This is a genomic window from Ancylomarina sp. 16SWW S1-10-2 (assembly GCF_009669305.1).
Taxonomy (GTDB): domain Bacteria; phylum Bacteroidota; class Bacteroidia; order Bacteroidales; family Marinifilaceae; genus Ancylomarina.
Genome location: NZ_SADB01000012.1, coordinates 126584 through 151787 on the forward strand (window position 1 = coordinate 126584; position 25204 = coordinate 151787).

Here is a 25204-nt window from a genome sequence, read left to right on the forward strand (position 1 = left end):
TGAAGTAATAAATTAATGATTATATTATGAAAACTGAAAAAAAACTTAACAAAGTCTCTATTTCAGAGTTAATAAAACTTATGTTACTTATGTTTATTCTAATGATTGGACTTATCTTTTTGTATTTAATAATAGCAGGAAAAACAGGATTTTCACTCCATGATTCCACTTGGGTCTTATTGATTGGAACTCCAATTATATTTGCAGTTATTCAGACTTCAATAAATCGGAATAGTTTTATAAAATTGACAGATTTTGAAGATTTGTCAAGTACCATAAAACTCTTAGACTCATTCATTTTAAAAAATGGTTTTGTTTCAGTAAAACAGTCCATTGAGCATTATGAATATGCTAAAAAAACGAAATTGGAAAGGTTTTATAATTTAATTGTCAATGAAAAAATTGAAATTAAAATAATAAACAATGAAATATTTGTTTATGCTAAGAGTAATATTATTGATCGGATTGAATCTACCCTTTTAGATTAGAGAAAAACTAAATGAAACACCAAACGGTAATAAAAGCTAAATTATCATGGGCGTTGATGAACAAATTAATAGTTCAACTTAACTAATAAAAACCAGCAAGATACTAAAATTGGTTTGCTTAAAAATATAAACAAATTCATGCGGTTTGCTTCCGCGCGGTTTGAAAGGTAGATTCTTTTATATCGCCCACGCAACTTAGCAAGACCGTTACCGCCAAACAAAACATCATATTGCACTTTTAAAACAACAAAAATAAAAAATATAGCACTATTGAGTCAACAAATCCAACCAATATTGCACATTGCGTTGTGCAATTGCTTGTATTTGTATAAACAATTAGCTTAAAGCAATGAAAACACTATAGCAGAAATTTAAGATTTTATTACAAAATACAACAACAGAATTTAAGCGTTATCTGTATAAAGATATTTCTTGGGAAAGCAGAATGGTGGGAATCATAGGACCTCGTGGTGTAAGAAAAACAACAATAATTCTATAATACATTAAAGAAAACTTAGGAAGTAAGCGTGCTTTATATGTATCAGCTGATGATATTTATTTTGGCGAAAACAGACTTGTAGATTTAGCTGATGTTTTTTACAAGAATGCTGGAGAATATTTATTTATAGATGAAATTCACAAATACCCAGATTGGTCACGAGAACTAAAGAATATTTACGATTCATATCCAGACTTGAAGGTTGTATTTACGGGTTCTTCTGTACTAAACATACTTAAAGGATCTGCAGATTTAAGCCGCCGCGCTTTAATTTACAAGTTGCAAGGACTTTCCTTTAGAGAATATCTCAATTTCTTCCATAATTATAAAACGGGTACTTTCTCTATAGAGCAGATTGTCAATGGTGAGCTTAGTCTAACAGATATTAGCCATCCTTTACCATTATTTAATGACTATTTGAAACGAGGTTATTATCCATTTGGCATTGAGAATGAAATTAATCTTCGCTTAGGACAAATTATTGTACAAACTTTAGAGACAGATATTCCTCAATACGCAAATATGAGTGTGGTTACTAGTCGTAAATTGAAACGTTTACTTTCAATAATTGCTGAAAGTGTACCATTCAAACCTAATTTATCAAAAATTGCAGAAATGATAAGTGTCAGTAGAAATTCTTTAGATGATTACTTTAGCTATATGGAAAAAGCTGGACTCATTGGTCAATTACGTAATGAAACTACTGGAGTTCGTGGTCTTGGAAAAGTAGACAAAGTTTATCTTGACAACACTAATCTTATTTTTAATTTAGCCGGTGAGAAGTCTAATATTGGAAATATTAGGAAAACTTTTTTTCTCAACCAAATGAGAGTAAAAAACCAAGTTTTATCGTCAAAAAATGCTGACTTTGTCATCAAAGATTTTACGTTCGAAATTGGTGGAAAGAATAAACAACAAAAACAAATAGAAAAGAATGGCAGATCTTTTATAGTGAAAGATGATATTGAATTTGGGTATCTGAATGTAATCCCCTTATGGGCTTTTGGTTTGAATTACTAAAGGAAACACCAAACGGTAATAAAAGCTAAATTATCATGGGCGTTGATGAGTAAATTGATAGTTCAACTTAACTAATAAAACCCAGCAAGCCAATAAAATTGGTTTGTTCAAAAATATAAGTAAATTTAATGACTCACGATTAATAATTTTAGGGTGTTCAGGATTTAAAAATTGGCTTGCTTCCGCGCGGTTTGAAAGGTAGATTCTTTTAAATCACCCACGTAACTTAACAAGACCGTTACCATTCATTGTAACTCAATAAAACCCATAAATTATGATTAAAAGAAATTTATCCTCAATGCTAGTTATAATTGCAATGCTTATAAATATTCTAACTTTTGATTTTGCGGATATTGATACTGCATCAGGAAGATTTTGGTTGTTTATAGGTGCTTCAATAATCATTATCGCTTCGATAATATTAATAGTTACTAACGAAAATAAAGACAATAGAAAAAGGGAATCTCTCTCAAATGCGGAATAAAAATCACAACCGAATTTTTAGCAAGTTTTCGGAACCTGAATTGAAAACATCACATAAAAATTAAACAATGAAAAAACTACTAAAAATATTAGCTTCAACTCTCTTACTTCTAATAATCATAGGCGGAATTATCTTCTTTTTCTTTCCTCAAAAAATAATAGATTTTACGAACAGTAGTTATGCAAGTGCTGCTCAACTCGAAAAGAAAACTATCGATTTAAACGGTTACGAAGTAAACTACTATGAAAGCTCAAATAAAAGTGATAAAGAAACACTTGTTTTAGTTCACGGAATGGGAGACGACAAAAATAGTTTTTTACAAGCTTCCAAAAAACTGTCCGAACATTACAACCTCATTTTACCTGACCTTGCTGGACACGGAGAAAATGAAAAGAAAGCTAATCTAGACTATTCCATTGACGGACAAGCAACTTTTTTACACTCGATTTTAGAAAAATTAGGTATTGATAAATTTAATTTAGTTGGTAATTCAATGGGTGGACATACGTCAGCAGCTTACGCTATAAAATATCCCAATGATGTTAAAAATTTAATACTATTAAATTCGGCAGGTCTTAAATTAGATGACCACGTTGTTTATACCGGTTTTGGCAAAAACATTGAGACAGATGAAGAATTTAATGCTTTACTTTCAAGAGTTTTTTATAATGTACCAGAGTTACCTTCACCCATAAAAAAGCATATGATTAACCAAATTAATGAAAGCAAGGACTTTGTTGATAACACTTTAGTTACAGCTATAAAAAATGGAAAGTATTTTAATTTAAAACAAGATATTTCAAAAATTACTGCACCAACACTTATTCTTTGGGGAAAACACGACAAGGTTGTAAATTTCAATGCAGCAGAATATTTTAATGATAATATTCCTATTTCAGAACTTCAACTTATAGAAAATGCTGCACATTCGCCACAAATGGAAGTGCCAGATATTGTTGCAGATGCTATACACTCATTTATACAAAAATCAAAATTAGAGATGATTAAAAACACAAAATAGACCACGCAATATAACTGCTTACAATCGAGAGGGCTACTGCTAGGCTATTAACCTAGCGGAGAACCTCTCACTCCACCTTTCTATTTACATTATAAAATTAGACAAGAATTTAAGTTATCCGAAAGAGAAAAGGTGAACTAGTCACACCATTTAGCTATGAACTAATGCTTACTCAAATAATTTTTATTTTTAATTGCTTTCGTGAATGCGTCGCATTTACAGGAAACACCCTAGTGCATAAGGAACTTACACCCTCTGGACTTTCTTCTACAAAACCTAACATTATAAAAGAACTTTTATTAGATTTACCATTCAAGGCACACATAAAAGCTAAATTTAATGGGCGGATGTGAGTCTATCGAAAGTTTAGTTCAATTAATAATCCCAATAGTCACTGGAACCAGCTAACCAATAAAAGATACTCACCCACCCTATTTTAAGGAATTCGTGATTCAAAAATAGACTTTGCTCCTTCTTTAAATTAGAGTAAATTTAATAATTCCCGAATAATAATTTTAAGATGTTCCTGATTTAAATATTGGCTTGCTTTGGTGCAAGTGGACAACAATTTAACCATGTTAAAACAAAATAAAATGAATAAAATACCAAAAATAATGCGAGGTGTCTATTTGAAGGGACATGGTGATTTTGATATGTTAGAACTACGCAATGATATTCCTGTTCCAAAGCCAGGACCCAATGAAGTATTAATAAAGGTTGGCGCAGCAGCTGTAAATAACACTGACATAAACACAAGAAAAGCATGGTATTCTAAAGGAAATGGAGACAGTGATGATGCTAGTTGGTCAGGAAATCCGATGAAATTTCCTAGAATTCAAGGTGCCGATGTTTGTGGCCGTATTGTTTCTATTGGAGAACACGTGAATACTCAACGATTAAATGAGCGGGTGCTTATTGAACCTTGTATAAGAGAATTTAATGGAGAAATTCTTACACAAGCATGGTATTTTGGTTCCGAATGTGATGGTGGCTTTGCAGAATATACTGTAGTGTCTTCTATTCATGCATATGCCATTAAAAGTGACCTAAGCGATGTTGAACTAGCATCATTCCCTTGTTCTTATTCCACAGCAGAAAATATGTTATCAAGATCTAAGGTTTTAAAAGGTGAGACAGTATTGATTACAGGAGCTTCTGGTGGCGTTGGTTCTGCTGCAGTTCAATTGGCAAAAGCACGTGGAGCTAAAGTTATTGGGATAACGAGCAAGGCAAAAGTTGAAAAAGTATTACAAATTGGTGCTGACAAAGTCTTAATGAGAGATGATAACATTATTCAGAAGTTGGGTGAAAATTCTATAGATGTTGTAATTGATTTAGTAGGTGGAAAACAATGGCCAGATTTAATAAATGCACTCAAGCCATCTGGTAGATATGCTGTAGCTGGTGCAATAGGAGACCCTCATGTAAAGTTGGACATACGAACACTTTATTTAAAGGATTTAACCTTTTTTGGATGTACTGTTCTTAATGAAAATGTATTTTCTAACTTGATAATGCATATTGAAAATAAAAACATATCCCCATTAGTTTCAGCAAGCTATCCTCTCGAAGATATCGTAAAGGCTCAACAATCATTTCTGGACAAACAACATATCGGTAAAATTGTTTTAAAGATTAATTAATGATGCCTGCACCTAATAGATTGAGCTTTCGTGAATGCTTCACATTTACTAGAGTCACCCTAGTGTATAAGTGACTTACAGCCTCTGGACTTTCTTCTTTAAAACTTAACATTATAAAATAACTTTTACTAAATTTACCATTAAAGGTACACTCAATGTATAAAAATAATAGCCGATACAATTGTAAATTCAAGAGTTATAGCTCGACAGGGAAGTGCCTCAAAATCACTTACGTTTCTTATATGATTTGTTGTACCCAATTAATGAACAGAGATTATATGGGATAACCAAAAGTATCTAACAAGAAAATATTGATTATGAGACATCCTATTTTTATTCTAATTTTTGTATTTCTGGTAAGTTCGTGTCATCAGCAACAGTCGGATAAAGCCGCTTTCATTGCAGGTGATTTAATGATGGAAGAAGAAATGATTCCAATAACAAGACAAGAACAAAATAGTCCTCCACCTTTACCTCCAAGAGTGACACAAGAAGTGATTAAGAAAAAAATCATTAAAGATGGACGAATAAGTATTGAAGTTCAAGAGTTAGAACAGACCAAAACACATATCGATTCTTTAGTTAAAAAATATGGTGGATACTACGCAAATGAGCGATTAAATAATTCAGATTGGGAAATATCTTATAAGCTAAAGATTAGAGTTCCAAGCAATAACTTTGAAAGGCTAATTGCGGAAGTTGAAGCTGGTGGTGGAGAAATAAAATACAAAGAAATTGATGCAAGAGATGTCACAGACCAATTTATTGATCTAGAAATTAGACTCACAAATAAGAAGAATTATCTAAGAAAATACAATGACCTCTTAAAGCAAGCAAAGTCGGTTAAAGATATTCTTGAGATTGAAGAAAAAATAAGAGGAATAGAAGAAGAGATTGAAAGTACAACTGGAAGATTGAAATACTTAAGTGATTTGGTTGACTTTAGCACATTAGATTTAGAAGTTTCTAAATCTAAAGATTCTAAATACCAACTTGAAAAACGTGCCAATTTCACAAAACGATTGAAACATGCACTTTCAAAAGGCTGGTTCGGATTTGTGGATTTCTTAGTGTTTGCAATTAAAATTTGGCCATTTTGGATTATAGCAGGATTGATATTTTTCGGTTGGAAAAAATATAGACAAAAAAAAGGATAAGAAATAACTGAGCACAACAACTAAGCGTTCGTGTGGCAGAAACTGCCCAATAGGTAAGGTAGGTTTATGCAACCGATGATAGAATTGCTCCTTTATGGGGAATGATGTAAGTTGCAGAATATTTAATCGGATTCTCCAACCTTTAGCTCTCAAATTTAAGCGTAAATCCCTAATTTGATGGTTTCTTTTAAAAAGTTTAATTTATGTCTAATCGCAAATTATTTGCACCTTTCTGAAGTAATATAACGCACGAAGTAAATAAGTGAGTTCAATTAATAACAAGCAAGTTGTTATTAATTGAACCATTAGTATTATGTCATTTTTTTGGGTTGCATAATGCATCTGTTTCCGGTTTATTGATTATTGTATCATTTAAACACGGAAAGTTTTTCATGTGTAATTCATTGGGTGAACTTGTTGAATAGCATGGATTACATCCATGATTAATTTCACTATTCTTTTTCTCTTTATTAATAAAAAATGTTACAACTACAGCAAAAGCAGCGAGCCAAAGCATTGTTTTTGCTAGCCATTTTGATTTGAAATTAGATTCGCAACTTGTGCCCGTTCTTTGACTTTCAATCTTATTACAGTTGCCTGAATTAATCCCTTCTATTTTTTTAAAATATATAGTATAAAAACCATAAAGTAATGCGATTATCGCAAGTATAGTAAATAACGTTTGATATTCTGATAAAAAGCTGAGTTGTGAGGCTCCAATACCAAAGAATGCCAGAAGCGCCGCAATTATAGGAAAGCCACAAGTGCTAATCATTCCAAGTAAAGCCAACATCGAAGATAATAGGCCAACAATGGACCCTGTTACTAATTTTTTCTTACCCATGTTTATTATAATTTTAAATTAAATACTTGATTTTCTGTAATAGATTATCAAAAAGTAATTTATTAATATTAGCAAGACACCTATACTCAATATAACTCCTGAGTGTATCATATTAAGAAATATAAAATTCTTACTTTTTCCTGTAAAAATAGAATACCATAGAAACGGGCAAAACACACCAATCAATGAAATATTAAAACCCGTTTTAATTCCCTTTCGGTATTTTTGTATTTTGTCACTGGAACACGGTTTGTCAACTGTATTTCCTCTAATTATATTAAGACATTTTTTTCCAGTAATTGTATAGGGACAAGCGTTAATTATTGATTTTATGAATCCTTTTAATTTACTCATGATTGTTATTAAAAGAAAAAGTAAAAAATATACCCACCTACTACAGCCATCATCAAAACAGAAATTATAAATGCGGCAATAGCTTTAGGTTTTAACATGGATGAGATAATGGCTATTTCCGGCAAACTGGCTCCCGTTCCGCCAATAATTAAAGCCATCGCAGCACCCATACTCATACCTTTAACAATAAGCGCTTTTAAAATAGGTATAGCCATCTCAATTCTTAAATATAATGGTATACCAATGCCTGCTGCTATTGGTATGGCAAGCGGACTATCATTACCCAAATATTTTTCAACCCAAGCATCTGGTACGAAAATAGCTGAAACAGCACTAATTAGAGCTCCAAGTAAAACATATGGAAAAATGCGTTTAAATAATGCCCATCCAAAATTTAATGCTTCCTTAAGCTTAGTGTTAGTTTCGTCGCCCTGACTGCACGATGTAGTCGTATTAGACACTGAACATTCTGATTCCACAGCTTGTGCTGAAGCAACAATATTTAGTTGACTTTGGTTGGTTTCGGTATTGCAGTTAGCTGGTTTTTGAGAACTACATGTTGTAGACGATTTTCCTGGATTGAGGTTAATTCTTTTTACATGATTTTTCAATGATGTTTTCCCTGCAATGGTGCCTATCAAAACAGCCCCTATAAAAACTACAAGAAAGTAAACCAAAGCAACTTTCCAACCAAAGACACCAAATATAAACCCAACTACAACAAAGTTAGCCAATGGAGCAGAAAGTAAAAACGAAAAAACCATGGAAAATGGTGCTCCCATCTCGACCATTCCCATAGACACCGGAACCATTGAAGCACTACAAAATGGAGTTGGGACTCCTAATAAAGCACCCATCAAACCACCATACTTTCCGGTTTTCGATAATTTTTTCTGTAGCTTTTTCTGTGGAATATATGCTCGTATTAAACCTGTAAGAATTGATACTACTGCAATAATGAGTACTAATGCTACACCAACGTGTACAAACTCGTTTAGCGCTAAATTTAATTTTTCATTCATCTTATTACTTTATTAAATACTGTTAATGTCATATGCGTAATAACGCATATGATAGGTTAAAAAAATATTAATTATTGAAAGATCGTTTATTCGATATCGTAAGATTATCCATTATAGTTTCCACGAGTACTAAGAAGATTTCTACATTTATTTATTTCCTTAGTCATTTCTTTCTCGGGAATAGAGCTTATTACTTTTTGTATCTGAATCTGAAAATCGCTTTTAACTGTTGAAAGATAATAGAAAACCCATTTACCTTCTCTCACCTCATTAATTAACAATGCATCCTTTAGTATTTTTAAATGTCGAGATACATTATATTGCGGTTCCTGTAAAACCTCTACGATTTCAGAGACACAAATTTTTTCATCAATGTTTGTAAGTAGCCAAATTATTTTTAATCTTTTTATATCTGACAATGCTTTGAAAATTTTAATGTAATCAATCATAGTTCTTATTTTTTGTCATATGCGTTATGGTGCATATGTTATAATTGTGGCAAATGTAGAACTTATTTTTAGAATACCATATTTTTTTCGTGAAAAAAGATAATGTGATATATCGTAAGAAAAATTCATTGTAAAGTCAATCATTTTAACGAATAACCTATTTCTATAAATTGAATACTACTAAAATAAGGTGGATGAACTTGAAATAAGGCACGGAATACACACATCTAGTAGACTGCTGCTAAGCAATTAGCCTAGCGGATAGCCTTTCACACAACCTTTATATTTACATTATTAAATTAGATGAAAATCTAAATTATACTAAAGTGTAAAAGAGAACTGGTCACACCTCCTAGCTATGGGCTAATGCTTACTCAAATAATTTCATCTTTTTAATTACTTTCGTGAGTGCTTCGCATTTTCAAGAGTCACCCTAGTGCATAAGGAACTTACACCCTATCTCGACATTCTTTTTCTAAACTTAACATTATAAAAGAACTTTTATTAAATTTACCATTAAAGGCACACTCATAGAACCCAAAGTGTTCTCATATTTATAGAAAATACCAAGACCTAATCAATACGACTCCTTAGGAGTCGAACAAATAATACGAATTGCAAGGCTATAGATATACAATCCATTTTGGATTAATTCTTAAACATACAGACTTGTTGCTATGATCTATTTTATACTTATCACGCATTGACAAAACTTCATCCTTTCAGCTTATATACAAATGATATTTTATGATTAAATTTATAATAGTAAACTGTAATTGCAGCTGTATAAACTTGCTTTGAGCAAAAAATAATCTTGCAAAATCTAAAAGTCCGTTAGACGTTATTTCAACCAATAACAAACCCTTGTATAAATCTCATAAAAAGCATATGAAAGTAGTTTGTATTCAAAACGCACCGAAATTTGGAGCAAAAGAAAAGAATTTTCAAGAAGTTCGCTCGCTTCTTAACAAAGTAAAAGCTGATTTAATAGTATTACCAGAACTGTTTGCAACGGGTTATACTTTCACATCAAAGGCAGAAGCAAAAGAACTCGCCGAAACCAATCATGGAAAAACCGCCGAATTCCTCAAAGAGCTTTCAATCAAAACAGGTGCTACAATCATCGGTGGGTTTGTAGAAATTGAAGATGAAAAGATTTATAACTCAGCATTAATTGTTTCCGAAAATAAAGTGATTGATACATATCGTAAAATCCACCTCTTTAACAAAGAAAAACTTTGGTTTGAACCAGGAGACAAACCTTTGAAAGTGTATGATGTAAAAGGTATGAAAATTGGTGTTATGATTTGTTTCGATTGGATGTTCCCTGAAGTATGTCGAACGCTAACTCTGTTGGGAATGCAAGTACTCGCTCATCCGTCAAATTTGGTTATGCCTTATTGCCAAAATGCGATGGTAACTCGCTGCTTAGAAAACCGAATATTTGCAATCACTTCGAATAGAATTGGCAGAGAAAAAAGAGGCCAAGACGACTTTAACTTTACAGGAATGAGTCAAATAACAAACTTTAATGGCGAAATTCTTTCTTCTGCTCCCGATAAAAAAACAGATGTATTAAGTATAGAAATTGATCCAAATAAAGCTAAAGATAAAATGATTAATGACTTCAATAATTTATTAGATGATAGAAGATTAGATTTTTATAAAACATCTTACAACTTAGAATAAATGAATGAAGCTAGAAATAGCTGCAGAAAAGAAACAAAAATTCAGAAGCAAATAAACGATTCAACTTCAAAAAATATAAGATCATGAAATTTTTCATATTTATCGCGAGTGCCCTACTCCTTACCAGCTGTAATTTAGAAACAAAGGAAACGAGCAAAATAACTGAATCCGAAAAAGAGATAGCCAAGGATCTTATACAAGGTGCTTTCGATGATTTATGGTCTGGTATGGATTCGACAAAAATACTAACTTATCATACCAATGATTTTGTGATACTTGAGAATGGTGAAGTATGGGACAACAACAGAATAAAGAAATTTATGCGTGTTAAATCAGCAGATAAAAACAGAGCCAAGAGAATTAATATGATGGATTATATCTCTATAGAAAAATATGGTTCATCAATGCAAATTGCCTATCATAATAAAGCGGAGTTTTACAAACAAGACAGTTTAGTATTTACATGTGGATGGTTAGAGAGTGCCCTAGCAGTTAAAACACCAGTAGGATGGCGATTAAAAATGATGCATTCCACAAGAAAAAAATAATAATGGTAAAGAATGGAGAGAATTAAACCTATCACAAGTTTACATATTGATAAACACACAAAAGGGCATCTCTCCCACCTCATTAGAGCCTCTCATGGGAGTTGAACCCACGACCTGCTCATTACGAGTGAGCTGCTCTACCACTGAGCTAAAGAGGCATTTAAATTTTATGTAAAAGTATAATATTATACTTTTAAACCTCACATTTTTCATTTAAATATTAACATTTTCGAAATATTTTTTCAGAGATACATTTAGAAACAACGAACCCCTCAGATAGCAATTATCCAAGCATCGCATAATAATTGATAATCAGCAAAATGGCTTTGCTTATAATACAAACGAATGAGTAATTAAGCACCAAACTACTGACGATAGAAAAAAAAATTGTAAGCACTTATTAAGGAATATTTTACTTTCCGTCATACTAAAACCAGTAATCACAAGGTAGAAATGCATTTCTCCCAAACAAAATATTCTTTTACTTAATCATATTATCGTTGATTAAAAGATTTCCAAATTAAGTATTTTCCCTATACAACTAGTCTTAAAAACCCAAGTTAGAGACACAATACCAACAAAGTAAAAGCCAACAACACAAACATACCTATAAGTCCACTGAAATAAATTTCAGTTAAAATTTAAATCGTTAAATTGCAATATAAATTTATTCAGCTAAATTCTTTTTTATGTTATTGTAGAACTATTTTAATCCTTTTAGAAAAATACAGCCAGCACAAATAGAATTAAGCTTCTGATTTTAACAGCTTTCACAACGCAAATCTATTTCCAAATTGAAACCAATTAAACTAACCATACAAATTGAAGCTATTAATGAATCGAACATCTATTGTTTCATTTTTAATGAGGTGGGAAATATCCAGCTAAATTTCCTTATCTCGGATGGAAGCATCACATTAAACAAAGAAAGTCAACTTGCTACGATCATCTATAATAATCAACATCAATTCGAGAAAGTTATTCGTTCTGTTATCAAGGGAAACATTAAAGTTGGGCAAATTATTAACTGTGTTTTTATTGAAAATTTTAAATTTCTAAAGGATAATGATTTTATGAAATTTATTAGAGTAGACACGCGCAGTGGTAAGCTAGATATGACAATGAGCGACTCAGGTTCTAGAGATATTCATAAAATTTATGCCGATGGATCATTTGTAAGCGAAACTAAAAAGTCGGGATATGGAGGATTTATTGAAGATCCCGAGGGTAAACAAGACATATTTTACCAATCGTTTGATGATGGAAGCAGCAATTTAATGGAATTGTTAGCTGTAACCGATGGACTACAGCGTTTACAATCGATCCAAAGATTACAGATAAACACCGACAGCCGCTATGTTATTAGAGGTTTGGTTCAATGGTGCCATTTTTGGAAACACAATAACTGGCAAACCGCCTACGGTCGTGATGTTAGATATGCTAAACAGTGGCAACAAGCCTCCAGTCTATGCCAAAATAAGTTTGTAGAATTTAAGTGGATTAAAGGTCATTCCGGGAATATGAAACAAGACTTCTGTCATCAGTTGGCAAAAGAAATAACGACACGTTAATTTTCATTATCTAAACAATTGAACTTGATATCAAAACAAGCATACAACACATAATAAACATAGGCCTATAGCTAGTGAATATTTTAGAACTTCATATATTTACTCAAAACTGTAAGAAACAAATGAGTAAATCGCACCAAGATCCCCCACTCCACAAACACGACATATTCTACATCATCTTTCAACAACCCCATAAAGACTTACTATTTTATTAAAACTTCCGTACTTTAGCGACAAATTAAGCATTATGAATTTTAAAGACAAAGAACTTATTATATTCGACTTTGATGGCACACTCATCAATAGTATTCCAGATTTAGCCCTGGCAGCAAATAAAATGTTATCGCATTATAATTTAGCACCTTTAAAAATGGAACAAATTATTCCCTTTATTGGAAATGGTGCCAGACCCCTTGTACAAAGATCTCTAGAACATTCTATGCCCAATAAAGACATATCGAAGGCGTTTGTAGATGAAGCTTTCGAAATTTATTTTGCAGCTTACAAAGAGGTGACTTGTGATAAAACCTTTACCTATCCTGGTGTATTAGAGACACTAAACTATTTGAATAAAAAAGGCTACAAGATGGCGATATGTACCAATAAACCTATCAGTTTTATTGAACCCATTTTAGATAAATTGTCGATTAAACAATTCTTCCAATATTGGATTGGTGAAGATTCATTACCTGAAAAGAAACCCAATCCCGCTCCTCTGCTTCACTTAGCTAAGGAGATGAATACAGATGTAAAGAAATGCATAATGGTTGGTGACTCTAAAAATGATATTCTTGCAGCTCAAAATGCAGATATGGAAAATATTGGTGTGACTTACGGATATAATTATAACGAGAACATTGCAGACTATAAGCCTACCCTAGTCGTAGATCGTTTTGCAGACTTAGAAGAACTTTTTTAGCATGAGCAAAATTTACAATATAGGTATTATTGGAGGAGGCGTTTCAGGAGCTGTTGTAGCTCTGCAGTCTGCTAAATATGGTATAGATACAGTTTTGTTCGAACAAGAAAAAAGTCTTGTCAATGGACCTCCATTCTGTCATTTACATGCAGGCGGCAATTTATATCCCGATATATCTGATGAGCAATGCAGAATTCTCATGAAACAATCGATAGATATGGCGCGCTTATTCCCACAATCTATCGACGAAAGACCAACATTTATTAGCATCCCTAAAACAGAAAAATACGAAGTAGAGAAAATCACGAGTCGTCTCGAAATGTTAGTGGCGTATTACACCGAACTGATAAATGAAGATCCCAACAACGAAATTCTTGGCTCTCCAAAAGATTATTATAAAATATATGCGAAAAAAGATTTAATAGCTTTAGCAGAAAAACCAAGTGTAAAACGTCCCAACTCAGCTGACGAATGGATGTCTAATACAATTAAATTAATTGATCACGAGAAGTTAAAATCACCAGTAATTTTAGTTCAAGAATACGGATGGAACCTCTTTAGATTAGGAGCTCAAGCCCAATTAGCTTTAACTAAAACTGAAAAATGTAATTTAAAATTAAATACCTCCGTTACAAATATTAAAGATGTTCGGGATCAAAATTTAGATTACAACTGGGAAATAGTCACTGGCGATATAGTTTATAAAGTCAATTATTTGGTGAATTCGTGTGGATTTAAAACTGGTAAAATTGATGAATCGTTACATTTGAATGCAAAACGCTTGATTGAATTTAAAGCGGCTTATGTTTCTAAATGGCAAGCCATTCCTGGTTTAATTCCAGAACTTATTTTTCATGGTGAACGTGGTACTCCAAATGGAATGGCACAACTAACGCCTTATTTCGGTGATTATTATCAACTTCATGGCATGACAAAGGATATTACCTTATTCGAAAATGGATTAGTCCATTCAAATGAGAATGAAGTACAACCTGAGTTTAATGAGGACATTAATCAAAAAATACATCGTGTTTGGGAAGATGATGAAATCAATACCAGAACTAAGAATGCAATTGATTTTGTTGCTAAATTTGTCCCTTCGTTTAAATCTGCAACTGTTGGAGGACCGCCAATGTATGGAGCACAGCAAATACCTGGCGATGACCCAAGCCTGAGAGTTGGTGAAGTTAGTTTTCCTTCTAAATCTTATGCACGAAGTGTTATTGTTAAGGCTTCATCGGCCCTAACTGTTGCTAATAAAATCATAAATAAAATTCAGGAAGAAAATATCATTCCTACAATTCACGCTCAATCAAACCAAAACATATTATTGGATCGTATTTCGAATGATGAAATTGATGAAAAGGCTTCAGAATTAGCGATTCAACGTGGGTATCCCGAGGCTCTATCTCGATTGCTTATTAAGAAAAATTGATTGCAATACGTTTACGCCACTAACAAACCTGAGGGTCTCACTCTTTTGTGAGGCTCTCAGTAAATATTATGAAATCTTAGTAATACCCTAATATGTATTAATCTGATTATCAGATTTCTTCTATTCCAACAAAACTATCATATCGAACCCACAAACCATACAGCTGATATGCTGTTGTTTAAAAGAAAAACTTACCTACTGATATTTAAAAACTTCAGTTCAACCCTTGATTTTGATAATGAAAAATTCATTTCATCAGTAAACTGCTCAAGAGTAAGATTATTGTATTTATAATGGATATCCCAATCGTAACGATTCTGATCATTTCCGATATAAACAAACCGAAATTCTGAGAGATCAGACATAATCGTAGTCATCTCACTAATACTCGAATTATCAATTAACACATTCATATCGTCTGCCAAAAAGGAGTTATTCCCTTTATTCAAATCAGTATATTCTGTATTCATTAGATTCATATCGCTTCCATCCTCCAATACATAGGCATCAACAATCTCAGTTCTCCAATTAGCTTTAAGCTTACATACCTCATTTAAGAACTTCTTAAATACCTCATTAGGGCTTTCGTATCCTGATTTTATTTTAACAACAAAACTTTGATTAATATCACAAGCAACGTTACGCAAAGGAATCTCATAAACCTTTGAAGCAATATATTTAATATCTCCAGAATAATAATACTCACCATTCTCAAACCCATATTCATTTGAGATGGACTTTTGCTTCATGTACTTTAACTCAGTTTCATTATGCGTTAATTCACCCCAAATATCTTTGACATAGATTTTCTTTTTCAATTCAATTAGATCCTTTAAATCCCTTTTACTCTTTTTGTTTTTAAGAAGGCCCCTTAAAATTCTTGGGCTTAATTCTGCCGACTGTCCCTCCCATACTATTTCCCCATCCCTATCGAGCAATACACCATAGGGAATGGAATTAACGCCATATTTAAGATGAGTCATTTTAGAATTATCTACAGCCGAATAGAAGTCTTTCCCTTTTTTCTCCATGAAAGCTTGAACCTTTGAAGCAGGCTCATCAGAAACATATAAGAACAAAACATCATCTCCAAATTCCTTTTTCAATAAATCAATTTGTGGCATAGCATAAATACAAGGACCACACCAAGTTGCCCAAAAATCAACAAAAATAAATGATTTATTAAATTGTGAATCTGCGGGAGGATTCACCCAATCGGTTAGAACAATTGGCTTTTCTTCCTGCCCAATAGTTGTAAAACTAAATCCTAAAAAAAACAATACGAAGAGTAACCTTATTTTAAGCATAAAAACCAATTATTTATTCATCTCATTTTCAAACAAATAAGATCAAATACTAACAATTTACTATTCTAAATATAGAACGATTTGATTACCGTTATTGAATCAAAATTTTACGAACAGTAAATAAATGTACTCAATTAAAATTAATCTAAGACTTTCTGCATTCTATCCATTTACTTAGAAATAACTTCTAATTTTTTTTTTGACAAAGAATCTAATATAACATATTAACATACAATCTCACTTTAAGCATGTCTCATTTTCATTATTCTGCAATTAGACCATCGAATGTATTCCTCAATAAAAAAACACTTAACATTTAGATAGTTAAGTTTATCCTCAAGTTTTAACTCTTCGCATCTTTATACTGTTTATTACTGTAAAAAAAGTGTTTAGCATATAACTTTTTCTTAACTTAAAGAAAATAAGCGCTATTTATATCACTAAAATACATTTTTATATGAAAAAATTATTACTTATTGCTTTTGTAACACTTTTTGCAATCCAAGCAAATGCACAAACTGATGGTTTACCTGCTAATCCAGAACCAGGAAAATGTTACGTAAAATGTATCACCCACGATGAATTTAAAACCGAAGAGGTGAGATTCGAGATTAGTCCCGAATACAAAGTATTATCTATAATTCCCGCAACATACAAGTGGGTTACCGAAAAAGTCATTGTTAAAGAAGCTAGTAAAAAGCTAATTTATCATCCTGCAGAATATAGATGGATTGAAATTCCTTATATCGCAAAAGAAACAGAAAATGTTCTTATTGCAGTGCCTGCAACCTTCGGAAAAGATACAAAAACAATCACAACTTTCCCTAAAACAGGCGGATGGGAATATACAACTTATGCTGAATGTACATCGCCAAACCCTGAAGATTGCCAAGTGCTTTGCTACAAAGAAAAACCTGAACAAAAAACAACTGTACCTTTAGTAACCTTAGCATCTGATGCAAGTACTAGAAATAGCACTAATCCTGAAAAGGAAACAAGCTATAAAAAACAAGTTATTGAAAAAGAATCTTGGGTTGAAACAGTAATCATACCTGAGGTTTATGCTACAATTAAAAGACAAGTCGTTGATCAACCCGCACAAACTGTTGAAAAAATAATTCCAGCAAAATACAAAACCGTTAAGAAACAAGTTTTAGTTAAAAAAGGTGGAATTGCAACTTGGGCAGAAATTGATTGCGGACTTATTGAGCCAACTGCATTAAATATCCTATGGGATTTGAACAGTGCAAAACTTAGAATGGAAGCTAAAAAAGAAATTGATGTCGTATTGTTAAGCCTTCTTCAAACTGAGCCTGATGTAAGCATTGAGTTAGCATCACACACAGATTCACGAGGATCAGACGAATACAATTTAGCCCTTTCTCAAAGAAGAGCTAATTCTATTAAGAACTATCTTGTTTCAAAAGGTATTTCGGCAAGTAGAATTGTATCTAAAGGATATGGCGAATCAAGACTTCTTAATAACTGCTCTAATGGTGTTCAATGTACCGAAGCAGAACATAGAATTAACAGAAGAACTGAATACCGAGTTTTAACAAGATAATAGTTTAAACTATTAATAATATTATTATTTGAGCCAGTAGATACGTCTACTGGCTTTTTATATGTGCATTTTTTATAGTGTAAAGCTTAATTTAAATAATACAACACAGAAGTAAAATGATTCACATATCTATAGAGAATTCCACCCCATAAACAATACGACTCCGAAGGAGTCGAATAACAATAAAACCACAAGGCTATAGATATACAATCCATTCTGGATTGAAATTCACCAAAGGCGTCATATACAATTAGATAAAAACAATTTTTATTATACAAATACTTTTCATAAATTTAATAAACTTACTCTCCCAAAGAATCAAATAGTATTACTTATCATGAAATGAAGTAAGAACCAAATATAAAATTAGAATGATATGCCAGGTACATTTTCACAAATCTATATCCAAATTATATTTGCTGTTAAAAATAGAAATGGACTAATTTCATCTAAATGGGAAAAAGAACTTTATAAATACATTACAGGAATTATTCAGAATAAGAATCAAAAAATGATAGCTATAAATGGCACAAAAGATCATATCCACATTCTAATTGGTATGAAACCATCCTGTTGCCTTTCTGATTTAGTCAGAGAAATAAAAAAAGCTTCAAACTTATTTATCAAAGAAAAAAAATTCACAAACTTCAAATTCGAATGGCAAGAAGGATTTGGAGCATTTTCATACAATCAATCAGCTTTAACAGAAATCGTTAAATACATTGAAAATCAGAAAATACATCACAAAAAAAACAGCTTCAAAGATGAATATTTAGGATTTTTGGAAAAATTTAATGTAGAATATAAAGACGAGTACTTATTTAATTGGTTAGATTAAATCTGTTAATACTTCCCCTATGAAATAATCATTCTCTATAAAAACAAGATAGAATTTAAAAGTTTCAAATGTTTATCGAGAATCAGCAGAGAACCCGAAGGGTTCATATATTTATAGAAAATTCCACCTCATAGGCAATACGACTCTGAAGGAATCGAATAACAATAAAACTACAAGGCTATAGACATGCAATCCATTCTGGATTAAAATTCACAATAAAAGAAATATTGAACCCAAAAGTTTCAAATCGTTCTAGAAAATCAGCTCAGAACCCGAAGGGTTCATATATCTATAGAAAATCCCGAGACCTAAGCAATACGATTCCGAAGGAATCGAACAACAAGAAAACCATAAGGCTATAGACATACAATCCATTCTGGATTGAATTATTTGATGTGCAAGCCTGTTTTAATGATCTCTTTTTATGCTTAACAAGCATTTACAAAACTTACTGCTTTTAGCTTACATATAAATGATAGTTTATGATTACATTTATGATTGTAAGTTTAATTAGGCTTTTACATATGCTTTTGAACAATTTTTTTTGCAAAATTTAAAAGTTCTCTAGAGTGAATACTATAAAATAACAAGCTTAATAAGTGCGAGTTAGAAAAATCAAAATATAAGTGATATAACATCAGTATGATGTTAGCCAAACGTTGTAGCACATTAACTAACCTATGGACAATCTATTTAATTCTTTACAACCTTCGGATGATTCTACCCTTTGGAGATTCATGGATTTATTCAAATTTGTAGACCTTATTACTTCAAAGGAATTAACACTTGTTAATCTTACTGCCATGAAAGATCCTTACGAAGGTGTTTTACACTCATCAATTGAATTACAATGGACTGACTTATATGGTAATCCAACAGGTCAGCCTACAGGTGATATTAATCAAGTTTTAAATGATGGCACTCGTAAAATACTTTTTATATCATGTTGGCATGAAAATGAATTTGAAAGTGCTGGAATGTGGGATACATACGGGAGTCAAAATGGTATAGCAATTAAAACTAATGTCAGAAAACTAAAAAAATCAATCCAATATCATAACTACAATGAAATGGATTTATTAAAAGTAAACTACTATAAAAATTCGGAAGATTATTTTACACCTAATAGGACTCCAAGTCATATTTATACAGGATTAGTTAACAAACGCATATCATTTGAACATGAAAAAGAAGTTAGACTAATTTGGCACCCTCGAGATTATGAAAATCAAATGCCTACGGTAAGAAAATTAAATATTGATATTAAAGAATTGATTGAATGTATTTATCTTTCGCCTTTATTTGAACAATGGCAACTTAATTCACTGAAAGAATTAATTAATCAATTAGGAATTGATATACCAATTAAAAAATCTGATTTATATGAGCTAAAATGAATATTAAGAAACGTGCTACAACAAAAGTTAAATTTCATGTGCGGTGATGCGCAGTTTGAAAGTTTAGTTCAATTAATAAACACCAGCAAGCCCGTTATGCTTTATTAAAAAAAACAATCATACAATGAATATACTTACAGATATAATTGAATGGGTAAAGGATAAACCAACATTTTGGCAAATTGCTATTGATAGGTTAATTCGAAATAATGATCTTACTAAAACTGATCTAGATGAATTAATTGATGCATGTAAGGCAGATATAGGCTTGTTAAAAGATAAAATTACTCCTGTTAATTATAAGATTTTGTCGGGATATGCAAATAGTTCAATTGGAAATAAAAGTTTAGCATTAAGTCGAATTTATGATATAGAAAATATAAATGCTCTTTCTTCTGATAGTATATTGGAATTTTCTTTAAATGGTTTAACTGTAGTCTATGGAGATAATGGAGCGGGTAAATCAAGTTATGTAAATATCTTAAAACATGCCTGCAATACAAGAGGTCATAAATCTGCAATAAATGGTAATATCTTTGATCCTAATTCAAAAGGAAAGGATAATAAAGCAAAAATTGAATATACAGTTGATAAGGCTAACTTTAGCTTTTCCAATTTAGTAAACCAAGACGTAAATAATACTACCTTAAAAGGGGTTGATGTTTTTGATACACATAGTGCTAATAACTATATTGAAGGAGAAGATGAGATTGCATTTATACCGCAAGGTTTATTTATCTTAGAAAAGTTTGCAAAGGCAATAAAATCTGTTGAGACAGAAATATCTAATGAATTAAGTCAAACTGAACTATCTAAGTTTAGCTTTTCTCTGTTACAATTAAATCCAAATACAAAGGCTCAATTATTTATAAATTCAATAAATTATAGGACTAAGTTAGACCATTTACGAAATCATTCTACTTATTCTCAAGAGAAAGGTAAAAGGATAATTGAATTAAATAAAATCATACCAAAACTTAAAGCAATAGATCCTAAAAAGAAAATTAAAAATCTTCAAGATAAAATCCAGAGATATAGGATTATTGAGCAAAAATTACAACGTATAGAAGATTTATTTTCTGAAAGAGCTCTTGATAAAATCAAATCAGGTCTGAACGATTATGTTTTAGCTAATAAAACATTAAAAGCAGCAACAGAAAAAGTATTCACAGACCTGCCAATTGAAGGAGTTGGTAGTGATACATGGAAAGTACTTTGGGAAAGTGCAAGAGCATTCTTTGAAAAAAGTTGTAATGAAGGAGATTTTCCTAAAACAGATAAGGATAGTTCTTGTCCTTTGTGTCTGCAACCCTTAAGTGCTGAAGCAAAGAAGCGTTTTATAGGTTTTGAAGATTTTGTAAAAGATGATGTTCAAAAAAAACATGATGTTTATTTAACTCAATACAATAAGGTCTTACAGGCAATTGAAAACATATCTCTAGATTTTGAAGAGCAGGTACCCATTATTGATGAACTTGGCGAATCAATTAAAGACTTTAAAACAAAACTTAAAGGCTATATTTTGACCTTAAAAAACTACAACGAGTATATAGTTGAGTTTTTGAAAAACAAACAAGAGATAAAGAAAATTACTGACATAAATATTCAAGAAAATGCAAAAGACTTGATAACTGATCAGATTAAGAATTTGTCACAACAAATTGAAAAACTAAAAACACAATCAATTGAAAAAGCATTACAACCTTTAGAATCTGAACTGACAGAACTTCTAGATTTAAAGAAGCTGTATGATTTTAAACCAAAGATAGCAAGGGAAATATTTAGAATTAAAAAAGTTAAACTGCTTAATGATTGTAAAAAGAAATGCAGTACTCGGTCATTGACATCATTAAGTAACGAATTAACTTTAAAGTATATTAGTAAGAATTTAAAAGATAGCTTTAAAAAAGAACTCAAAAGCCTTGGGTTTAGAAATATAAAAGTAGAAGCAGAAACAAAAGGTAAAAAAGGGAAACAATATCATTATTTAAGACTTAACGAACAAAATGGGAATAGCATTTCGCTTAAAGACATACTAAGTGAGGGAGAACATAGATGTATATCACTAGCTACTTTTTTATCAGAACTATCTATATCAGAGCATAAGAGTTCTATAATTTTTGATGATCCCGTATCCTCTTTAGACCATAAATGGAGATATAAAATATCAAAAAGGATTACTGAAGAGTCCAAGAATAGACAGGTTATCGTTTTCACTCACGACATTACATTTTTATTAATGCTTCAGGAACACGCCGAAAAGCTCACGTGTGACTTGGATATTAAAAGCCTTACTAGAAAGAAAACAGAAACAGGACTTATTGCAAGCAACCCGCCTTGGGATGCACTAATGGTCAAAAAACGAATAGGGAGACTTAAAGATGCACAGCAACAATTAGCTAAAATAGAAAAAACAGAAACTGAAGAAATATATAAGGACAGAGCAAAACTACTATACGGTAAACTCCGAGAAACGTGGGAGCGTTTTATTGAAGAAATATTTTTGAATGGAGCTATTCAACGTTTTGGAAGAACGGTACAAACACAGAGGTTATCTAAAGTTGTAGATTTAACAAATGAAGACTATAACCTTGTAGATACTAATATGAGTAAATGCTCTACATATTTCACGGGACACGATACTTCAGGAACCTTAATCGAAGAAATGCCTGATTCTGATGAGTTCCTTGAAGACGTAAAAGTATTAGAGGAATATATTAGTACAATAAGAAAAAGAAGAAAATAACAAAGCCCAGTTGGTAACAACTAAGCGTTCGTGTGGCAGGAACTGCCCAATCGGTACGGTGGGTTGACGTAACCGATGACAGAATTACTACTTTATGGGGAATGCTTTAGTATGCAGAACTTTTAGGAAAGGAAATCTTGCAATATGAAGCTTTTTTATGTGCGGTGAATGATTCATTTGGTCTGTCTTTGCGAGGACGAGGAACGAGAACGTGGCAATCTCATGATAAATACAATTGGGTATATAAAGGGCAAATAAATTGGTGAGAGATTCCTTCAGTCGCCAAGACTTCATCGTTACCGAGCTTGCGAGATCTCCCAAGATCATGACAGATAGATAATGGACAGTTCATTTACGCCAAGGGAGAATTTCACAACAGAAGTCGTTCGGTCGCTAAACATGGAACAGACTCACCATCCAAACCACCAACAAAGCACCACAAACAGTCCAAAACTCAACAAAACCGGGCATTCCCCATCTATCTGTACCTATAATCCAAAATCAGTTTAAGCATCCTCACTCAGTACTTTGCCATTTCCCAACATCGGGGCGAACACAATCACTCAGTATGGCAGTAAAATAGATTCGGGGAAAGCATCCTCACTCAGTACTTTGTCATTTCCCAATATCTGGGCGAACACAATCACTCAGTATAACAGTAAAATAGATTCGGGAAAAGCACCCTCACTCAGTACTTTGCCATTTTCCAATATCTGGGCGAACACAATCACTCAGTACTTTGTCGTTTCCCGATATCTGGGTGAACATCTTCACTGAGAGGTTTGCCATTTTCTAACATTTAAGAAAAAAAGATCGCAGACTAAGGTGACTTATCATAGCGATGGTAAAATATTTCATGTTTTGTTTCTATCCAAAACAAACTAGCCGTATTCACACATAAACAACTAAAAACCAAGACTCATACGAATATAAAACATTAAGAAGTCGTTGCTTATTAAATATATTATTCCTAATTTGAATACTGATTATCAAAGGAATAGAAATATCAAAAAAAACAAATCATGATTAAGAGAATTAAATTTTATTTGATGGTCTTATCTGACTATCTATTTTTAGGAACTGAAACGTCGAAAATATTAGATACCTACGACGAAACCGAATTACAACTCCCTCTAATTAAAACCAAGTTAAAAGCAGCTCTAAAAAAACTTGAGAACAGTATGAAACTCCTTCGTGGTAGTCAGCTTACAGAAGAAATAGCTGTATTAGATGAGGACCGTGATAATGCTTGGATGTGTTTTTATCATTTGGTTATTTCGCAAAGTTTGCGACTAAACCCAACGATTAACAAGAGTGCTCTCATTATCGAAAGCATTATCAAATTGCCCGAGATGCGCATACATCATTAGGGTTATAAAGAACAAACAGCTACTCTGATTAACTTTTTTAATCGTGTAGATTCGAAACCGGAACTAAGCAAGGCCATAGAAGACATAGGAGGCAATGCTGTCTATATGGAACTTAAAACAGCACAAGCCACTTTTGAAAATAAAGAAAGTGAAAAAGTAACTCAAGCTGCTTCTAAGCCTAAATCAGAAAGTCAAGAGGCCGTTAAAGAATTGCGTAAAGCATTCGATGAAATGGATCAGTTTTTAAATATAATGAGCCAGATGAGTGGCAAAACTGAGTATGCTGAAATTGCATCGAAGCTTAATGAGCTTATTGATGGCATAAATACCAATGTGAAATCGCGTAGCACACGTCGCGAAAATTCTAAGGAAGAATCGGATGAAGTCACAGAAGACTAAACCACCTCTATAAAATTGAAGGCCCTATTCTATGTGAATGGGGCTTTTTTTCTGTCATAGCACCCTAGTTATACTTCAGGGATTATTAATACACGCTTTCCGAACGCGAAGGGTTCAACTATTTATAGAAAACCACAATTAAACGAGATGCGACTCCCTAGGAGTCGAATAATATGAAACCCATTCTGGATTGAATAATTTAAACCTGACAGGTTTAATAGCCATGACGCAAGTAAACCTGTCAGGTTTCATTTCCCCAAAACCCGACAGAGTCGTAGACCTGTTGAAGTTCAATGGATATGCAACAAAAAACTGGACTTTAAATTAAGCCGCAATTATATATTTAGATTTCTCATATTGTTCTGGGGTTAAATAGCCCAAAACAGAATGTATTCTTTGTTTATTATACCATACTTCAATAAAGTGTACTATTTCAATTT

The 25204-nt window shown here is 32.2% G+C and carries 21 protein-coding genes, 1 tRNA gene and 1 pseudogene; 17 read left to right on the forward strand and 6 right to left on the reverse strand.

The features are described from left to right. Positions 1 to 26 precede the first annotated feature (26 nt). The 6 genes from EMN46_RS11925 to EMN46_RS11950 all read left to right on the forward strand — a co-directional run bounded on the left by EMN46_RS11925 (position 27) and on the right by EMN46_RS11950 (position 6312). A complete protein-coding gene (locus EMN46_RS11925; RefSeq protein WP_154201040.1) occupies positions 27 to 488 on the forward strand; it encodes a hypothetical protein in 462 nt (153 codons plus the stop codon). A 502-nt stretch (positions 489 to 990) separates the two neighbouring features. Further along, complete coding sequence (locus EMN46_RS11930; RefSeq protein WP_368667533.1) at positions 991 to 2007, forward strand: ATP-binding protein; 1017 nt, start codon at positions 991 to 993, stop codon at positions 2005 to 2007. A gap of 274 nt (positions 2008 to 2281) precedes the next feature. Further along, on the forward strand, positions 2282 to 2491 hold the full coding sequence (locus EMN46_RS11935) for a hypothetical protein (protein ID WP_154201041.1): 210 nt from the start codon (positions 2282 to 2284) through the stop codon (positions 2489 to 2491). A 67-nt stretch (positions 2492 to 2558) separates the two neighbouring features. Next, positions 2559 to 3512, forward strand: coding sequence for an alpha/beta fold hydrolase (locus EMN46_RS11940; RefSeq protein WP_154201042.1), 954 nt, complete (start codon positions 2559 to 2561; stop codon positions 3510 to 3512). 593 nt (positions 3513 to 4105) lie between these two features. Next, complete coding sequence (locus tag EMN46_RS11945; protein WP_154201043.1) at positions 4106 to 5155, forward strand: alcohol dehydrogenase family protein; 1050 nt, start codon at positions 4106 to 4108, stop codon at positions 5153 to 5155. Between the two features lie 317 nt (positions 5156 to 5472). Further along, positions 5473 to 6312, forward strand: a complete 840-nt coding sequence (locus tag EMN46_RS11950) for a DUF4349 domain-containing protein (RefSeq protein ID WP_154201044.1) — start codon at positions 5473 to 5475, stop codon at positions 6310 to 6312. 316 nt (positions 6313 to 6628) lie between these two features. On the opposite strand, the gene EMN46_RS11955 is transcribed toward EMN46_RS11950, so the two are convergent. The 3 genes from EMN46_RS11955 to EMN46_RS11965 form a co-directional block, all read right to left on the reverse strand. Continuing rightward, positions 6629 to 7156 carry a hypothetical protein gene (locus tag EMN46_RS11955; RefSeq protein ID WP_154201045.1) on the reverse strand — a complete coding sequence of 176 codons (528 nt, stop codon included), beginning with the start codon at positions 7154 to 7156 and terminating at the stop codon, positions 6629 to 6631. A gap of 362 nt (positions 7157 to 7518) precedes the next feature. Then, complete coding sequence (locus tag EMN46_RS11960) at positions 7519 to 8532, reverse strand: permease (RefSeq protein WP_154201046.1); 1014 nt, start codon at positions 8530 to 8532, stop codon at positions 7519 to 7521. 104 nt (positions 8533 to 8636) lie between these two features. Then, entirely contained in the window at positions 8637 to 8981 is a 345-nt protein-coding gene (locus EMN46_RS11965) for a metalloregulator ArsR/SmtB family transcription factor (protein ID WP_154201047.1), read from the reverse strand. 888 nt (positions 8982 to 9869) lie between these two features. Here EMN46_RS11965 and EMN46_RS11970 point away from each other — a divergent pair. Then, positions 9870 to 10670, forward strand: coding sequence for a nitrilase-related carbon-nitrogen hydrolase (locus EMN46_RS11970; RefSeq protein ID WP_154201048.1), 801 nt, complete (start codon positions 9870 to 9872; stop codon positions 10668 to 10670). Between the two features lie 83 nt (positions 10671 to 10753). Continuing rightward, positions 10754 to 11218, forward strand: coding sequence for a hypothetical protein (locus EMN46_RS11975; protein ID WP_154201049.1), 465 nt, complete (start codon positions 10754 to 10756; stop codon positions 11216 to 11218). Between the two features lie 86 nt (positions 11219 to 11304). Here the strand turns inward: EMN46_RS11975 and EMN46_RS11980 are convergent. Continuing rightward, positions 11305 to 11376, reverse strand: a tRNA-Thr gene (locus tag EMN46_RS11980). A gap of 636 nt (positions 11377 to 12012) precedes the next feature. Here EMN46_RS11980 and EMN46_RS11985 point away from each other — a divergent pair. The 3 genes from EMN46_RS11985 to EMN46_RS11995 all read left to right on the forward strand — a co-directional run bounded on the left by EMN46_RS11985 (position 12013) and on the right by EMN46_RS11995 (position 15143). Next, positions 12013 to 12789 carry a ribonuclease H gene (locus tag EMN46_RS11985; RefSeq protein ID WP_154201050.1) on the forward strand — a complete coding sequence of 259 codons (777 nt, stop codon included), beginning with the start codon at positions 12013 to 12015 and terminating at the stop codon, positions 12787 to 12789. Positions 12790 to 13036: 247 nt separating this feature from the next. Continuing rightward, on the forward strand, positions 13037 to 13708 hold the full coding sequence (locus EMN46_RS11990) for a phosphoglycolate phosphatase (protein WP_154201051.1): 672 nt from the start codon (positions 13037 to 13039) through the stop codon (positions 13706 to 13708). Position 13709: 1 nt separating this feature from the next. After that, entirely contained in the window at positions 13710 to 15143 is a 1434-nt protein-coding gene (locus EMN46_RS11995; RefSeq protein ID WP_154201052.1) for an FAD-dependent oxidoreductase, read from the forward strand. 191 nt (positions 15144 to 15334) lie between these two features. Here the strand turns inward: EMN46_RS11995 and EMN46_RS12000 are convergent, their stop codons facing one another. Continuing rightward, positions 15335 to 16450 carry a TlpA disulfide reductase family protein gene (locus EMN46_RS12000; RefSeq protein ID WP_154201053.1) on the reverse strand — a complete coding sequence of 372 codons (1116 nt, stop codon included), beginning with the start codon at positions 16448 to 16450 and terminating at the stop codon, positions 15335 to 15337. Between the two features lie 457 nt (positions 16451 to 16907). On the opposite strand from EMN46_RS12000, the gene EMN46_RS12005 reads away from it, so the two are divergent. The 6 genes and pseudogenes from EMN46_RS12005 to EMN46_RS12030 all read left to right on the forward strand — a co-directional run. After that, positions 16908 to 18014 (forward strand): OmpA family protein, encoded by a 1107-nt coding sequence (locus EMN46_RS12005; RefSeq protein WP_154201054.1) that lies wholly within the window; start codon positions 16908 to 16910, stop codon positions 18012 to 18014. A gap of 376 nt (positions 18015 to 18390) precedes the next feature. Further along, the gene (gene tnpA / locus EMN46_RS12010; protein WP_154201055.1) at positions 18391 to 18852 is read left to right on the forward strand and encodes an IS200/IS605 family transposase; all 462 of its coding nucleotides are present in this window, start codon (positions 18391 to 18393) and stop codon (positions 18850 to 18852) included. 680 nt (positions 18853 to 19532) lie between these two features. Further along, on the forward strand, positions 19533 to 20249 hold the full coding sequence (locus EMN46_RS12015) for a DUF2971 domain-containing protein (protein ID WP_154201056.1): 717 nt from the start codon (positions 19533 to 19535) through the stop codon (positions 20247 to 20249). Positions 20250 to 20373: 124 nt separating this feature from the next. Beyond that, complete coding sequence (locus EMN46_RS12020) at positions 20374 to 22995, forward strand: AAA family ATPase (protein ID WP_154201057.1); 2622 nt, start codon at positions 20374 to 20376, stop codon at positions 22993 to 22995. A 1022-nt stretch (positions 22996 to 24017) separates the two neighbouring features. Beyond that, the gene (locus EMN46_RS12025; RefSeq protein ID WP_154201058.1) at positions 24018 to 24365 is read left to right on the forward strand and encodes a hypothetical protein; all 348 of its coding nucleotides are present in this window, start codon (positions 24018 to 24020) and stop codon (positions 24363 to 24365) included. A gap of 15 nt (positions 24366 to 24380) precedes the next feature. Beyond that, positions 24381 to 24764 (forward strand): annotated as a pseudogene (locus EMN46_RS12030) (DUF6261 family protein); the annotation flags it as partial. Positions 24765 to 25088: 324 nt separating this feature from the next. Here EMN46_RS12030 and EMN46_RS20440 read toward each other — a convergent pair. Then, entirely contained in the window at positions 25089 to 25202 is a 114-nt protein-coding gene (locus tag EMN46_RS20440; protein WP_368667534.1) for an IS3 family transposase, read from the reverse strand. Positions 25203 to 25204: the final 2 nt, after the last annotated feature.

What these genes read in the sequence shown, in the direction of transcription:
- EMN46_RS12020 (WP_154201057.1), top strand. Translation starts at nt 20,374, where the DNA reads ATGAATATACTTACAGATATAATTGAATGGGTAAAGGATAAACCAACA.
- tnpA (WP_154201055.1), top strand. Translation starts at nt 18,391, where the DNA reads ATGCCAGGTACATTTTCACAAATCTATATCCAAATTATATTTGCTGTT.
- EMN46_RS11940 (WP_154201042.1), top strand. Translation starts at nt 2,559, where the DNA reads ATGAAAAAACTACTAAAAATATTAGCTTCAACTCTCTTACTTCTAATA.
- EMN46_RS11965 (WP_154201047.1), bottom strand. Translation starts at nt 8,981, where the DNA reads ATGATTGATTACATTAAAATTTTCAAAGCATTGTCAGATATAAAAAGA.
- EMN46_RS11975 (WP_154201049.1), top strand. Translation starts at nt 10,754, where the DNA reads ATGAAATTTTTCATATTTATCGCGAGTGCCCTACTCCTTACCAGCTGT.
- EMN46_RS11960 (WP_154201046.1), bottom strand. Translation starts at nt 8,532, where the DNA reads ATGAATGAAAAATTAAATTTAGCGCTAAACGAGTTTGTACACGTTGGT.
- EMN46_RS11935 (WP_154201041.1), top strand. Translation starts at nt 2,282, where the DNA reads ATGATTAAAAGAAATTTATCCTCAATGCTAGTTATAATTGCAATGCTT.
- EMN46_RS11990 (WP_154201051.1), top strand. Translation starts at nt 13,037, where the DNA reads ATGAATTTTAAAGACAAAGAACTTATTATATTCGACTTTGATGGCACA.
- EMN46_RS12025 (WP_154201058.1), top strand. Translation starts at nt 24,018, where the DNA reads ATGATTAAGAGAATTAAATTTTATTTGATGGTCTTATCTGACTATCTA.
- EMN46_RS12015 (WP_154201056.1), top strand. Translation starts at nt 19,533, where the DNA reads ATGGACAATCTATTTAATTCTTTACAACCTTCGGATGATTCTACCCTT.
- EMN46_RS11955 (WP_154201045.1), bottom strand. Translation starts at nt 7,156, where the DNA reads ATGGGTAAGAAAAAATTAGTAACAGGGTCCATTGTTGGCCTATTATCT.
- EMN46_RS11945 (WP_154201043.1), top strand. Translation starts at nt 4,106, where the DNA reads ATGAATAAAATACCAAAAATAATGCGAGGTGTCTATTTGAAGGGACAT.
- EMN46_RS12005 (WP_154201054.1), top strand. Translation starts at nt 16,908, where the DNA reads ATGAAAAAATTATTACTTATTGCTTTTGTAACACTTTTTGCAATCCAA.
- EMN46_RS11925 (WP_154201040.1), top strand. Translation starts at nt 27, where the DNA reads ATGAAAACTGAAAAAAAACTTAACAAAGTCTCTATTTCAGAGTTAATA.
- EMN46_RS12000 (WP_154201053.1), bottom strand. Translation starts at nt 16,450, where the DNA reads ATGCTTAAAATAAGGTTACTCTTCGTATTGTTTTTTTTAGGATTTAGT.
- EMN46_RS11970 (WP_154201048.1), top strand. Translation starts at nt 9,870, where the DNA reads ATGAAAGTAGTTTGTATTCAAAACGCACCGAAATTTGGAGCAAAAGAA.
- EMN46_RS11950 (WP_154201044.1), top strand. Translation starts at nt 5,473, where the DNA reads ATGAGACATCCTATTTTTATTCTAATTTTTGTATTTCTGGTAAGTTCG.
- EMN46_RS11995 (WP_154201052.1), top strand. Translation starts at nt 13,710, where the DNA reads ATGAGCAAAATTTACAATATAGGTATTATTGGAGGAGGCGTTTCAGGA.